This is a genomic window from Catenovulum sediminis, from assembly GCF_007289895.1.
Lineage (GTDB): Bacteria > Pseudomonadota > Gammaproteobacteria > Enterobacterales > Alteromonadaceae > Catenovulum > Catenovulum sediminis.
The window spans coordinates 3,392,785-3,407,232 of the sequence record NZ_CP041660.1 but is presented as its reverse complement, the minus strand read 5'-3'; the positions used below and the strand labels follow the sequence as shown (position 1 = coordinate 3,407,232).

Annotated in this window: 7 protein-coding genes and 1 pseudogene; 2 read left to right on the top strand and 6 right to left on the bottom strand. The window is 39.9% G+C overall.

Features of this window, described 5'->3' with window-relative positions; all coding sequences use genetic code 11:
• The first annotated feature begins 31 nt into the window (after window positions 1-31).
• Window positions 32-397 (top strand): PA2779 family protein, encoded by a 366-nt coding sequence (locus FNT16_RS14420; protein ID WP_143872231.1) that lies wholly within the window; start codon window positions 32-34, stop codon window positions 395-397.
• 142 nt (window positions 398-539) lie between these two features.
• Window positions 540-1,532: a PA2778 family cysteine peptidase gene (locus FNT16_RS14415; RefSeq protein ID WP_143872230.1), complete on the top strand. Its 993-nt coding sequence runs from the start codon at window positions 540-542 to the stop codon at window positions 1,530-1,532.
• 439 nt (window positions 1,533-1,971) lie between these two features.
• Here FNT16_RS14415 and FNT16_RS14410 read toward each other — a convergent pair whose 3' ends face one another.
• The 6 genes and pseudogenes from FNT16_RS14410 to FNT16_RS14385 all read right to left on the bottom strand — a co-directional run bounded on the left by FNT16_RS14410 (window position 1,972) and on the right by FNT16_RS14385 (window position 14,421).
• Window positions 1,972-2,463: a hypothetical protein gene (locus tag FNT16_RS14410; protein WP_143872229.1), complete on the bottom strand. Its 492-nt coding sequence runs from the start codon at window positions 2,461-2,463 to the stop codon at window positions 1,972-1,974.
• A gap of 83 nt (window positions 2,464-2,546) precedes the next feature.
• Window positions 2,547-2,705: a YqaE/Pmp3 family membrane protein gene (locus tag FNT16_RS14405; protein ID WP_143872228.1), complete on the bottom strand. Its 159-nt coding sequence runs from the start codon at window positions 2,703-2,705 to the stop codon at window positions 2,547-2,549.
• Window positions 2,706-2,839: 134 nt separating this feature from the next.
• Window positions 2,840-3,304 (bottom strand): annotated as a pseudogene (locus FNT16_RS14400) (hemerythrin domain-containing protein).
• Between the two features lie 240 nt (window positions 3,305-3,544).
• Complete coding sequence (locus FNT16_RS14395) at window positions 3,545-4,108, bottom strand: BON domain-containing protein (protein ID WP_143872227.1); 564 nt, start codon at window positions 4,106-4,108, stop codon at window positions 3,545-3,547.
• A gap of 249 nt (window positions 4,109-4,357) precedes the next feature.
• Window positions 4,358-7,483, bottom strand: coding sequence for a TonB-dependent receptor (locus tag FNT16_RS14390; RefSeq protein ID WP_143872226.1), 3,126 nt, complete (start codon window positions 7,481-7,483; stop codon window positions 4,358-4,360).
• A 275-nt stretch (window positions 7,484-7,758) separates the two neighbouring features.
• The gene (locus tag FNT16_RS14385; RefSeq protein ID WP_143872225.1) at window positions 7,759-14,421 is read right to left on the bottom strand and encodes a pectinesterase family protein; all 6,663 of its coding nucleotides are present in this window, start codon (window positions 14,419-14,421) and stop codon (window positions 7,759-7,761) included.
• Between the last annotated feature and the right edge of the window lie 27 nt (window positions 14,422-14,448).

Here is a 14,448-nt window from a genome sequence, read left to right as displayed (position 1 = left end):
GCTTAGCTTTTACCGAAAAAGGAGCTTTATCATGAAAAAACTACTTACCAGTATCACCATCATTGCCTCATTATTGTTCAATACCGCAATTGCAGGTATGGTCGACTCCTCAAGTGTTCTAGCGACTCATCAAAATCAAGTTAAGCAAGCCGAGATACTGCAAATGCTAGCAGATAAAGAAGTGCAAAATAAGCTAATTGCATTAGGTGTTTCACAGCAAGTAGCTGAAAAAAGAATTGCAAACTTAACACCTTCTGAGCTTAAAGCACTGAATCAGCAAATTAATGACGCACCAGCTGGTGGCGTGATCGATTTAATATTCTCAGTATTAATTGTGGTTGCCGTACTCGATTTACTCGGTGTAACTGACGCATATAGTTTTATCGAACCTATTTAATCGACCCTATTTAAGCAAACGCAAAATGTTAAGCAAATAAAATTGAAAGTGGGGTTAAATTGAACGGTTGTGCAACGCTAAGCTGTTGTGGGAATAAAAACACACTCGTTTGGTAATACTAAAATACTTAGAAGGACATAAGATGAGCTTGCGTTGTAATGCATTTGTTTTATTGCTTGGTAGTTTACTATTTTTATCTGCTTGCTCTACAACAGCGCCTCAAACCACAGCTTTGCGCAACCATCCCCCAATTTCGTTAAATCAGCAAACTCACATTTTAGATGTGCCTTTTTTTTCACAAAAAGACTATTATTGTGGGCCAACGACCCTGGCTGAAGTATTTAATTATTATGGTTTCAATACAACGCCGGAACAAATCGCACCTAAAGTTTTTGTACCATCTAAAAATGGCAGTTTACAAATCGAAATGGTTGCAACAATTCGCCAGCAAAACCTTTTGGCTTACAGCGATAACGGCAATCTAAATCAACTACTTCAGCTGGTACATGATGGTATTCCAGTTATTGTATTACAAAATCTATCCATTGAATGGAAACCACTTTGGCATTATGCCGTAGTCGTTGGATTCGATTTAAAGCGACAAAAAGTGATACTACATTCTGGCACAAATCAAGCTAGAGAAGTTGATATGGCGTTATTTGAAAGAACCTGGCAACGCAGTGATTTTTGGTTTGTGGCACCGCTTCCACTTAATAAACATAGCCGAGCATTAAACAAGTTGACTTATGTAACTGCTGCACAAGACTTTGCTAGGATACAAAAAAAAGAACTTGCTCGTCGTTACTTCTATCAAGCAATTCAATACTGGCCGCAATATTGGATCCCCTATTTTCTAATGGCCAATAGCTACTTGGCAAACAAACAGCTAGAAGATGCCTTATATTGGTTTAAGCAAGGCGCCCAATACGGCGCTAACGAATCAAATTACCTAAATAATTACGCCTATGCATTAAACAAATATGGCTGCCATAAACAAGCATACAAAATTATTCAAATGGCTATCCAACTAAAACAAAGCAATCAGCAAGTGTTATTAACCAAACAAGAAATAGAAGAAAATAGTAGCACTCAGCCGCATATAAATTCATCTGCGGCTTATTGCAACACGCTCTAGGGCGTGTTTATCTTTGTTTATAATTTGAGCTGAGAGAAAAAATGGTCTTAGGCAAGGCAGAAATAATGAAGTTTAGTCATCTAAATAAGTTATTTCTAACGCTGCATCAGACCATTTTGGCCTCAGCCCGAAGGGCAATGGCTATTTTAACCCTTAACGGCATTAGAATTCGTTTATTTAGAATGACTAAACCCCACTCATTCTGCTTTGTTAATGATTAAAATAGCCTATTGCTCAAAAATAATACAAAGATTCACACGCCCTAGTAGCAATGCGACGAGTCGTCAACCCACGACATCAATAAAATAATGGATCCAGCCCCACCGAAAGTGAATTCAGGCTGGCTAACCAGTAACATTCTATGGCTTGGTTGACATAATGAATAGGATAAACAAGGTGGCAAGCACCTTGTTTATCACAAATTAGGGGGGCTAAAACACTAAGCAGTTGCCACACTTTCCGCGCCGGCATTCTCCAATACATCTTCGATTCCTTTAGTGTTATTGTGATGTTTAACACCAATTAATATTTTGCCTTCATTAATCGCATCTTCATAAAATTTTATTTCGTGCTCTGGAACAAACGCACCAATCACTGAACCGATAACACCACCAGTAACCGCCCCGATACTTCCAGTTGCTAAAGCGCCAACCAATGGGCCAGCTACTATTACACCGGTACCGCCGGTTGCAGCTGTGCCTATAGCGCTGATGCCTGCTACAACCGCTGTTAATACACCACCTGTGGCTGCACCTATTAAACCACCTTCAGGCGCTTTACTATTATTTTCAATTGCAAAACTTTCTTTGCTATAGCTACCATTTGCAAGCAAACTAATATCCGTTTCTTTACCACCGATAGCTTCAAGTTTATGTGTCGCTAAACTGGCATCAATAGCATTATCAAATAAACCTGTAATTACATCGCTCATCACTGTATCCTCCAATTAATTTAGATTGAATTTGAATCAACACTGTTTTTGTCGCATCATCCTAATGTACTACTAGCTAATGGCTACTTTTTAGCAATAATCCATACCGCATGAACAATACCCGGTATATAACCCAATAAGGTTAACAGAATATTTATCCAAAATGGCGCCCCTATCCCCACTTGTAAAAATACGCCGACTGGTGGCAATAAAATTGCAAACAAAATTCTAATAAAATCCATCTTTCTCTCCATCTATCTTTTGTGTTTTAAAAAGCCCCATTGCCAGCCAGTAAAAGTGTTAACGATACCAGCAGGACAATGAGGAAAGCGAGATAAGATCGTCTATTACTTAAGAAAACATTCCCATCTCTATATTAGAAGGTGTACTGCAAGCTTAAGCTTGCATAATCCACCTCAGTATCAAAATCGTTAATTTCAGCTAAGATACCAATCTTTTGTTTGTCAGTTAAAACGACACCCGCTTGCTGAAAGAACTCGCGCTCTTCTTCTAGGTGATGTAATACTTTGTCTTGCAGCTTTTTCATCACTTTTAACCAGTTAGGATCACTCATTTCAAGCTGATCCAATTCGGCAATGCGTTTATCGATTACGTGATGCTCAGCGATGCCATGGCGCGAATGGCCTATTGTGCGTTCAAATTTAATCAAAGGTGCATAAAAATATCTTTCTTCTGCTACAGCATGATTTTCCAAATTAGCTTTTAAATCTTGGTATTATTCAGCGCGTGTTTTTGACTCACCTTCAGTTTCAACCAAAGCCTTCATCAAGGCTCTTTGTTTGTCATGGTCTTCAGTAAGTACTTCAAATATTGTTGTCATTTTAAGCTCCTATTGTTTTGCAAACGTAGGGATTGCAACCTTTTATTTTGAGCGATACGTGCTAATACCAAAAGCGTTCGAAGCTTGACCAAGGTATATAACATTTTCAACTTTTGACTGTGCAACTTGATGTGATTGAGCGTTCATGGTGATTCCTTTTGCTTTAAAGGTGATGTAAGACATCCATGTCTTATATCCATATCCTATCGGTTTAATTAACTGAATTCGCAAAATACATATTTAACTGTTATTCACTTTTAATTGATTAATAACGTTTTTCACATCATCTGTATTTTGTGCAATGGCCACTGCAAGCTGTTTTTCACTGGCTGATTCAACTTCTCCTTTTAGTGTCACCACACCATTTTTTACTTCAACATTGATATCTGTACCGCCAACCTCAGATTCCAAAAGTAATTTAGTTTTAACTACAGTGGCGACTTTTGAGTCATTTAAAGAAGCCATTAATTGACTATCTTTACTTTTATCTTGGTTGACAACAATTAGGTGATTTTCAACACCCTTAACCCCTTCAAGGCTTTCAACGATTTCTTCAGCTAAAGCTTTATCAACTTCACTATCAACTTTACCGGTTAGAATGACGTGACCTTTCTCAACATCTGTGTTGATGTCAAACGCACTTAATTGCGTGTTAAATAAAATGGTTGCTTCGGCTTTACCATCTATCCATGCATCTTTAGAAGTATCTTGCCAGGTATTGGAGTCACCAGCATTTGCGCCATTAACAACAGCAAAACTTGAAAGAACACCTGCAATCAATAATTTATTGAGTGAATTTTTCATTTCGGTCTCCTAGTTACTAAATTCAACTTACTGAATGCCAGCTGACTAATGCAAGTCACAGACCACCTTGTAACCAGCTGTTTTTAAAGTAATTAATAAACTCACTGATAAATAACTGAAGACTCAATAACCTTTTTACAGGTATCGTTTGTAAAAAATACACATTAATAAACAAAAAAAGCCAGTCGACTTTTCCGACTGGCTTTAATTTTCAGCTTCAATTAACAATATTCAAATAATAAACTGCGGTTACAGCGTACCTCGTAGCCCAAGCAAAAATTGCCGTCCGTTTACAAAGTATTCCATCGGTTGTTTATTATAAATATTACCCCACTGTTTCTTCTCAGCATTGGTTAAGTTAATAATTTCAAAGGAGACCGACATCTCATCACTTAACTTATAACGTGAAGAGAATTTCCAGCTACCTTTATCTTCATAACCCCGAACAAAAGTACCTTCGTCTTTATATTCATTACGGTACTCTTTGTTGTAACCCTCACGGTAATTATAAGAAACCCGCGCACTAAATTTTTCGCCTTCATAATACAGGGTTGTATTGACAGTATTTTTAGAGGTTTCTTCTTCAACTAAGCTTAACACCTCACCAGTAAACGGGTCTTCAACATCTCTTGTGTAATCAATATAAGTATAATTAGCTGAAATACCAAAATCGTCTAACCCGGCAGGTAAAAAGGTAAATGGCTGCTGATAAATAAGCTCATAACCCCACATACCCTCTGCCGGTGTATTTTCTAAACTTTGTACCGACCAGATAGTATCCGGGGTAATCAGTTCATTACCGTCGACATCAACATTCAAACCTTCTAAAAACGTGCGGCTCAACCTGGTATTTTTAGTCGTTTTACTTAAACCAGAAATATCTTTATAAAATACGACACCCCCTAATAGGGCTTCTTCAGCAAAGTACCATTCTAAACCGATATCAAATTGAGTTGATTCGTATGGTTTAAGTGAAGGCCCAGCACCTACTTTAATTGAACCGCCATTTTCTTCACCCGTTTCAGTGCTAACAGATGGCTCACTCACCGATACCGAAGAAGCGAGATCTTTCAGTGCCGGACGTGTGATCGCTTTAGAGGCACTAAAACGGCCAACTAAATCTTCGGTTAAATCCACGGCAATATTTAAAGAAGGCAGGAAATTATCACTTTCACTGACCGTTGTGACCCAGCCATAGCCGTTTTTATAATTCGCACCATCGCCCCAACCTGCCAATAAAGTATTTTTGTTGTAATGATCTTTGTTCGCAATAGATGAGGTATTCGTGTTGTCCAAATAACGCACGCCCAAATTTGCACGCACATCAAAACCGGCTACTACACCGTTATAATCTGTTTGCAAATATACCGCATCAACTTCCTCTTTTAAGCGATAAGTTTGGTCAAATCTTTCGCGGCGCTGCATAAACTCTTTGTCACCAAAAGCAGCCATCATTTTATCAAAATTGGCGGCAGTCCAGCTTGACTGCGTAATCGCAGAATTGGCCGGTACCTCTACTGAATTACCAAATTCAATCCCTAAATCAGCTAAAGTCGTTGCATATAATTCACCGGCTAAATTAATTCCGGTGTAGGGGTTACCTTGCTCATCTGTAGTATAATCTACCGCCCAGGTTTCAGCTCTATTACCCGTTGTGCTCGCTTTAGGATCATTCGCAGCTCTTGTTTCACTGTCTTTAAGGCGCTTGTAGTAGTTTCGGTAATAATGATGCTCGGTTTCAAATGAACGCGAATTGACACCAAATTTAAGCGTAAATTCATCATTCAGCTCATAAGTGAAATCAAGTTTCAATGAGCTATTATCACTTTCTATTGTTTGACTGGCCGTGCGGGTTAACGCAACATTATAATTGCTTCCATCTTTCATTGCCGCTTTAGATTGCTCAAGCGTGTAGTTACCACCTGCATATGAACCATCAGCAAATTGGGGTTGATTTGGTACAAAAGCAAATGATGGCATATCAGAGTTCATTTCACCTGAGGTCGTGGTATTGCCAGAATCATTAATTAAATCCATTGGGTTAATAGAAGCATCATAACTATAAGCAATAATTGAATTATTGGCATCTATTGCGAAGGTATTTTGATAAGGAACATCTAGCTCTGAAACACCGGCACCAACCAAAACTTCCATTTTCAATTTATCATTAATGTACCAATCTGCGTTAAAAGATAACTGATTAAAAGTCGATTCAGAATTATCTTTTCTTGCTTCAGATCGAATGGGTGCATTAGAAAATGCCCCTGCCACTATATTGTTATTTGCGTCATGCACTAGATTCTCAGCATAAATCGTTGGACGAGTTCCTTTGTTGTCACGCATTAAAACTGAATATTGATATTCATTGACATCCGTTTCTAATTTAGCGTGGAGCCAGTCTAAACTCATGACTAAATCGTCTGATGGTGCATATTGTAATGCACCGGTTATCCCTAACCGTGTTTTTTCCTGGCTATAAATTGAGTATCTTGGAATACGCGGGATATATTTACCATCTAGGTATTCGTCGTCATAAGCACCTTTACCTGTAACAACTGTTCGGGGTGGTTCAATAAGTAGATTTGGGTTACCGTATGCATCAGTATCCCCTTTAACCCCATTGTGTTTAGGATTCAGCACAGTCCAACGTACAGAAGAAGATCCTTCGGATTGCACTACCCCTTTAGAGTAAGCAACCGAACCTAAAATACCAAATTTGTTATCCCAGTTTTTACTCGCCATAAACGACATTCTGGGAGTTGTTTCTGCGGCGATGTCATTGTAGCGCGCATTGATGTTATAGGATAATTTTGTTCCTTGGTATTGGAATGGTCTTGCTGACTGCAAATTAACATTACCACCAATACCACCATCTTCCAACGAGGCGGATGGTGATTTATCGACTGTCACTTCGGTAAATAGTTCAGAAGCAAAGACATTAAAATCAAAGGCTCTGGATTTGTTAGAGCCCCCACCGGCATCAGATCCAGAACCAGCCGAAGCTGATTCCATACCGTTTATCGTTGTTTTAACAAAGCGAGACCCCAACCCCCGAATGGTGATCTGACGCCCCTCACCGCCATCTTCTTCCATTGAGATCCCTGGCACCCGAGCTAATGAATCTGCGACATTTAAATCCGGAAATTTACCAATATCTTCTGCTAAAATAACATCCCTAGAGCCGACTGCATCACGTTTAGACATTAAAGCTGCGTTTAAACTACTTCTAAACCCGGTAACTTGAATCACCTCTGATTTTTCCGTTGCTTGTTGTTCAGCATTTTCAGCTGCTATAGCACCAGCAGGCAAGATAACACCAGTTAATAGCAAGCTTTTAAAAAACTTGCTGTAGTTAAAATCATTATTTTTTTTCATTTGTTTCTCCCATATGCTTTATTTGCTTGTTTTATATTCATTTTATGTCGTTATTTTTTGTCTTAATTTTTGTCTTTATTTTTCATTTTGTATTGTGGTTTTATCGTATGCCGTACGTTATCTATAGGTAATTTCCTTTTTAACTAAAACGTATCGGAGATCTCACATGAACTTGGCCACCGGTGGCAATTTAACACTGTTAAAAATAGCAAATCATTTGGGTTAGTGCCTGTTCTAAAAAGAACAGGCACTAACCCTGATTGATGCATCATGCGTTATTTTGGTGATATCACTAAATCATCAATCGTGATGGTCAGATTACTTTCAGTACGTAATTGAATGAAAGATTTAGCCGTCCCCATCGGCACATCTACCGTTATTGTTTGACCAATCAAAGAAGTTAACTCTGATAGTTTACCCACCGAAATTTTGGAAGCACTACCATGTAACGATTTACCACTGCTCGACGTATTATTGTCAATGTAGACAAAGAATCCTTTTTCTTCACCTTGAGCATCCAGCAATTTAAAGCTAACGGTTGCACCGTTTGATAAATCTAATACGCCATTAGGTTCAACACCGTCCGCGGTATCAATATCGAGCGCTGCATCAATATCACCAATGGTAAAGCGCCCGCCACTTGATCCACCAATTGCCAACGTTCCATTTATCGGCTCAACGCCACCGCCTGTTCTAACATAAAACGGTGAAGCTGAATCATCCGGCAATGAACGATAATCCGCACTAAAAAACGTACTTTGATCGGCAGCTGAGAAATCTTCAGTGATGTCATTACGTTTAGGTATAATCACTAAATCGTCAATCGTAACTGCGAAATTACTTTCAGTACGTAACTGCAGGAATGATGTTTTAGTCCCAGCTGGGATATCAACTAAGATAGTTTCTCCCACTTTTTGCGCCAGTTCTGATTGAGTCCCTATAGTTATTTTAGACGCACCGCCATGTAGAGAATTTCCGCTACCCGAGGTGTTATTGTCTAAATAAACAAAAAATCCTTTTTCTTCCCCTAAGGCTGCAATCAGCTTGAAACTTAAGGTTGCGCCTAAAGATAGATCTAATGTACCTAAAGGATCAACACCCGCTTCAGTGGTTGCTGTACCTGTATCACCGATGGTAAAACGACCACCATCGATAACCAGTTCACCATTCACCGGATCAACATTACCACCTGTGCGGATATACAATGCTTGAGTGTCATCCGTTGCTAACGTTTTATAGGCTGCACTGAAGAAAGTAGCTCGGTCAGCGGCTGAGAAATCTTCCGTAAGCGCACCTGCAGAGCCAGCGCTGCCACCAGAATTTCCATCATTACTACCGCCATTACTACCACCATTATTTCCGCCGTTGTTCGTGCCCCCATCGATCGCTGGAATATCATCCATTGACTGGTCAATTATACCAACGCCTGCATTTGCTAAAACATAATTTTTAACGTCAGCAGTGTCGGTTAAATGGTCCTGATAATCATACGGAACTTCGTAAGTAGAGGTGGTTGGGCCATCTAGGTTGTAACTTGCTTCGTCTGCATCTGGAGTCGTCCAAGTCACGTTAGTAAATTGGTTATTACGGGCATTCCAATAACCAATATCTCTTGAGTAAAATGAAACAATTGGATTTTGGACATTTTCAAAAACATTGTTTTCAATTAATAGTTCAGCCCCCATGCGAGAATTAATTGCAGTTGAACTGATATTATTGAAATAGTTGTTATACAGATGCCCTTTACCATAACGGAACAATGGTACCCGAGATTCAAGGTTTGCAAAATGGTTGTGATGATAGGTAATAAAGCGCTCACCGGTATCATCATCTGAAGATCCATTTAACATCGATTTATAATGATTATGAATGTAGTTATATGAAACCGTGATATGGGTCGCACCCGCTTTACTGTCTAATAAACCGTCATAATCATTTTTGCCAACCGATAAATCACCATATAACTCATTGTGGTCAATCCAAATGCGTTTAGTGGGTGTGTTTTCATCGCCTTCTATGCCAATTGCATCACCATTTGCAGCAGGTACATCATGAATGGTCAGATTACGAATAATAATATTTTCCGCACGTTCAATCTGAATGCCAATCCCCTCTAGCTCTGCAGTGGTACCAACACCAATAATTGATACATCTTTAATATCTTTTATTGCAATTGATTTCGCATCATTACTATTCGCTGATGTAATTTTACCATGAACATAAACGGTTAAAGGCACCCCTGAGTTTTTAGCATCAGAAATCGCTTGAATTAAATCCGCACCGTTATTTACAGATACGATTGTACCTCCAACACCGCCCGTAATTTCACCTTCAATGCCTGCAAATCCACCATCGCCTTGCTCTTGCACATCATCAGCTATTACTGGCGGAGCAATTGGTTGAGGGTCCCAACCTGCGCCATTATCGTAGCTTGCAAATACATCCGCACGCGTTGCATATGGCGCATTCGTTAGATCATTTTCAGCTATCGCATTGTTTACTCGACCGCTGGTATCAATAGGATTGCCTTGCAGATCCATGCTGCCATATTCGCGCCAACCAGATGTTGCATCAGCTGTTTGCGGATTAGGCATTGGATCGGTTCGCCATCCATCGGTAATAATGTGTGGTCCCAATTTGTTGTTGATCAACACAATATTATCGTACAAATTACCGTCGCCCGCACTGCGTGCAATATAAGTTGAATTGTCGTTTACACCGTTGCCCAGTGGACCTGGCCCTGAAGTAAATTCGTTATTGATAAAGACAAAACCAGGATAGCTTGCATCTTGAATTCTGGCTTGCAACACATAACCACCATTGCTAGCTGCTGGTGCACTTTTTGAATCGCCAATCGTTCTGATTTCACTATTTTCAAATAGTGTTGCAACACTATAGCCCCAGATAAAGTCAACATTACCGGCAATTAAACAGTCATAAAACCAGTTGTAGCCTTTCATCAACAGCGTATCTTGCTCGCTTATAAAGTTCATATTATTCGCGATAAGACGATGTGAACTATTAAAATACAGAGTTTCAGCTTGATCACCTGAACCTGTTCGCGTGTGCGTATTTTTAAGTGTGAAATTGTTTAACACTAGGTTGTCTGAGCTTTCGACTAAAAATACCGGTCGGCCAGACGATCCACTGTTAAAGCCATCAAAGTTGTTATATTGCACAATGGTATTGTCTCGGCTTTCACCTTGAATGGTTAAATTATTCTTGTTGCGCAAGAATAATAACTCTTGGTAAATCCCGTCTTTAATGGTAATGGTCATCGCGGTGTTTTTATCTGTCATCGCATAATTTAGTGCACCTTGCAGTGTTCTAAAGTCCGCAAATCCATCATCATCTACGATAACTTCTGTGCCACTAGGCGCGGAAGCTTTGGTTGTAAATGTCCAGTTTGCTCCCGAACCTATACCATCAAAATCACGAGCATTTAATTGAGTATTGACCACGACATCATTGCCAACAACAAGCTGATAGGTTTTGCCATATTCAAGCACCCCATCAGCTGGTTTAATGGTGAGTTTATTGCCGTTAATGGTAAACGGACGATAGTTCAAGTCACGGGTTTTACCTGTGATTGACGCAACTGTTTTCCCTAAAGAAGTGGTATCTGATGAAACGCTAATCTCATCCACCATTTCACTGGTTGCGGTATCAAAAATGCGAACAACCCCCGATGTTCCCAAAACCGGTTCGCTGTCAAATTTGATGGTAAAACTACTATCTATATATTGTGCTTGCGCGCCTGGCATTGGGCTTAATTTGGCCGCTAAATCGCCATAATCTGTGCCAGATTCGCTAAATGCCGGGCCTATATCTAGATAAATTTCACGTATAACCGATGCATCAGAGCCAGCCGTTAAATATAAAGTTGCGGTCCCTTCTTTTAATGGTGTAACTGTGACGGTATCACCGTTTCTTTCAACTTTTGCAACCGATACGTCGGAAGATTCAGCGGTAAAACTATCTGTCGTCACGCCATCTTTTTGCTGAGCGGTTACTTTAAACACTAAAGCATCGCCTAATGCGCTGCCAGTCCAGTTGGTTTCGGCTAAATCCGTGGTGAGTAAAACCGGTTTTACACTGGCATCACCAATTTTTAAATCGTCAATTTCAAACGAACGGTTATCCGTATATAAACCGACTAAGCCTTTTGCAGTCAAACTAGAATCTGTATGTGTACCGATTTTTTCGCCATCTACGTATAAAGTAATGTCACTGCCCAATACTTCATAACGAACCGTATACCAGACACCATCTTCGGTCGCGCCTTTTTCACCTAGTAAAAATGGCTTTTTAGTTTGGACAGGTCGATTTAAACTGCCACCCAATTTAGTTGCAACTTCAGCCTGAGTTGAAGTCGATGCATTTTGCATGTTTAAACCGGCACCGTACCAGTTATCTTCATCCTGATAGCGACCTAAAATATACAAATGTTTTTTACTGGTCGTACTGTTTTGCCGTGGACGAATTTTCATTTCAACAAAATAATCTGCGCTTGGAATGTTGGCCATCACAGAATCTTTTAATGTTGCTAAAACACCACCCACTTTTTCAGCCGTAAAACGCATCACTTTATTGCCATTTTCTAATTCCAGTACATCGAATGCACCATCATCAGAGCCGGTATCTAAGTTCCAGTCGTCTAGATTACCATCGGCAAAATCATCACAATAATAAATTTCGCTACCGGCATCGCTGCAACTAAAAACGGGTGCTTCAAACGGATTTAAATATTCAATTCGAAGGTTTTTAATTTCAACAACTGAATCACCTTCGGTGCGCAACTGAACAAATGACTTATTCGTCCCAATTTCACCCGGTATAACGAGTTCACCTAAAGGAACTGAACTAGCCGCAACATTATAAATACGCGAAGAACCACCATGCATCGAGTTAGCGCTGCCTGAGGTATTATTGTCAATGTAAACTTGGAATTTTTTACCTGCGGTTGGCTCTTGTGTTTGCACTACATCTAATACGATGTTGTACGGTTTACTTAAATCGAAAACCCCAACTTTTGTATTGTCTGAACTGCTCGTTGAATACAGGGTTTCGCTATTACCTATGGTAAATCGTGCTCCGGACAATTTAACACCCGTGTCACTCACATCAATTGTACCGCCGGTTTTATAAAACATGGGTTGTGCACTGCCGCTTGCGTCGACTGTACCGTCTAGCGCTAAAGTTTCTGAACTGAACAAATCGCCCGAGACGGATGTGAAGTCAAAAACAAAAGGCAAATCAACTGAAACTTCTGACTCTTTTGGCCCTTCTGGTTCAGTTGGTTCTTCAGGGGCACCAACTGATGCTGCAATGGTATCAATTTGTAAATTATCAATTACAACAATAGAGTCGCCGGCGGCTCTTAACTGAATAAATGAGTTTTTGGTTTTAGCAAAAGCATCCCCTTGATAACTATAAGTAACGCGCTCCCCCACTTTGAAAGTAGGTAAACTCGCGCCTAAAGTCACTAATCCCCCTTCTGTCGTTTCACCTGTTGCTAAATCAATTTGCACCATTTTAGAAATATCGCCGTGTAGCGAATTAGATTGAGATGCAGTATTGTTATCGGCATAGATATAAAAATTACCTGCGTCACTGGCCGAAATAACATCAAACGAAATACTAAACCCTTCACTTAAGTTATATATGCCCGTACCACTACTAAGTGCATTAGTTGCTGCACCCGAGGTATCACCGATGGTAATGCGGTCACCGTCGAACTTAAATTGACCATCGATAATTTCCGGCGAACCAGATGCAATCGCGTACAGCGGGCCGCTGCTGAGTGATTTGTCCAATCTTTTGTAAGTAGATGAGAAAAAGCTATCAATATCGGTATCAAAGTCTTCTTTTAGCTCAATTGATAATTCTTGCGCCGCTTGATTTAAAGCCTCAATTTCTACCGTATTTTGCTGTGCAGAAAAAGCAATTTTGTTGATATTTCGTTCGTTTTCAATGTCACAGTTAGCAACAATTGAAGCGACCCCCATACTGTCATCAGCGGCACAAACACTATAGACTTGCGTTTGAGTGTTGTAGCCTAAAGACACTAAATATTGAGTTTTACTATGCTCGCCATCCATATAATGCATGGCTAAAACGCGGCGGCCAAAGACAAATTCATATGTTCCCGTTTGAACATCACTCCCGGCGACAGAGATGATATAGCTACCCTTTTTACCTTCAACCCCATCTTCGCTTACCGGATCGGGTGTAAAAGTAATCTTTTGTTCAACCACTTGTGCTGTATTGTCTATAAATGGATTATAAATTTCGCCATCAAAAACCGATAAATCAAAAGCACCACTGGCAACGTCACCAAAGTCTTCTTCTAGTGTTTTGACAAAATGAGCAACTGCATCATCATACGAAACCATGGTTCGATCAGGAATAGCCTGAGTCAACCAAGGTTCTATTGCTGCGGCGAAATCTTCTGGCGAACGATTAAAAAACGCTTCAACTGTTTCTCCATCATTCAATGGCATATTCGCAACAGATGCGGCATTAGGTGTGATCTCGATACCATTTTCCGGATCGCCATCTGTATCGAGTGACTGTAATAAACGTGCTAGGTTGGCAACCTGAGGTGCTACTGGGTTATCCGTTTTAAAAAAGCTTAACGGAGTAACAAAGTTTTTAGGTGATATTTCGGGAAGTTTAAAGTTTTCACCTATTTTAAAAACAATCCGGTCGCCTCTTAAATACTCAAAGTGACCATTGAGATCTGTCGTACCACTTGCAACGATTTCGTCATCAATATTTTTTCTTTCAAACTCAAGACCTGATACAGGACTGTCTACAAACTGACCTTGAAGCGCAGGTGGAAGTGGCTCGATAACATTTTTTTCAACTTCAAATCCACAACCAGAAAGCAGCGATGCGCTGATGACACTGCTTAATAACGATATTTTATATTTCATATTAAACCCTCTGTTTAACGCCAGGTT

Bases quoted from the DNA above. Each gene is read 5' to 3' on its own strand.
- FNT16_RS14420 (WP_143872231.1), top strand. From the start codon at position 32: ATGAAAAAACTACTTACCAGTATCACCATCATTGCCTCATTATTGTTC.
- FNT16_RS14415 (WP_143872230.1), top strand. From the start codon at position 540: ATGAGCTTGCGTTGTAATGCATTTGTTTTATTGCTTGGTAGTTTACTA.
- FNT16_RS14410 (WP_143872229.1), bottom strand. From the start codon at position 2,463: ATGAGCGATGTAATTACAGGTTTATTTGATAATGCTATTGATGCCAGT.
- FNT16_RS14405 (WP_143872228.1), bottom strand. From the start codon at position 2,705: ATGGATTTTATTAGAATTTTGTTTGCAATTTTATTGCCACCAGTCGGC.
- FNT16_RS14395 (WP_143872227.1), bottom strand. From the start codon at position 4,108: ATGAAAAATTCACTCAATAAATTATTGATTGCAGGTGTTCTTTCAAGT.
- FNT16_RS14390 (WP_143872226.1), bottom strand. From the start codon at position 7,483: ATGAAAAAAAATAATGATTTTAACTACAGCAAGTTTTTTAAAAGCTTG.
- FNT16_RS14385 (WP_143872225.1), bottom strand. From the start codon at position 14,421: ATGAAATATAAAATATCGTTATTAAGCAGTGTCATCAGCGCATCGCTG.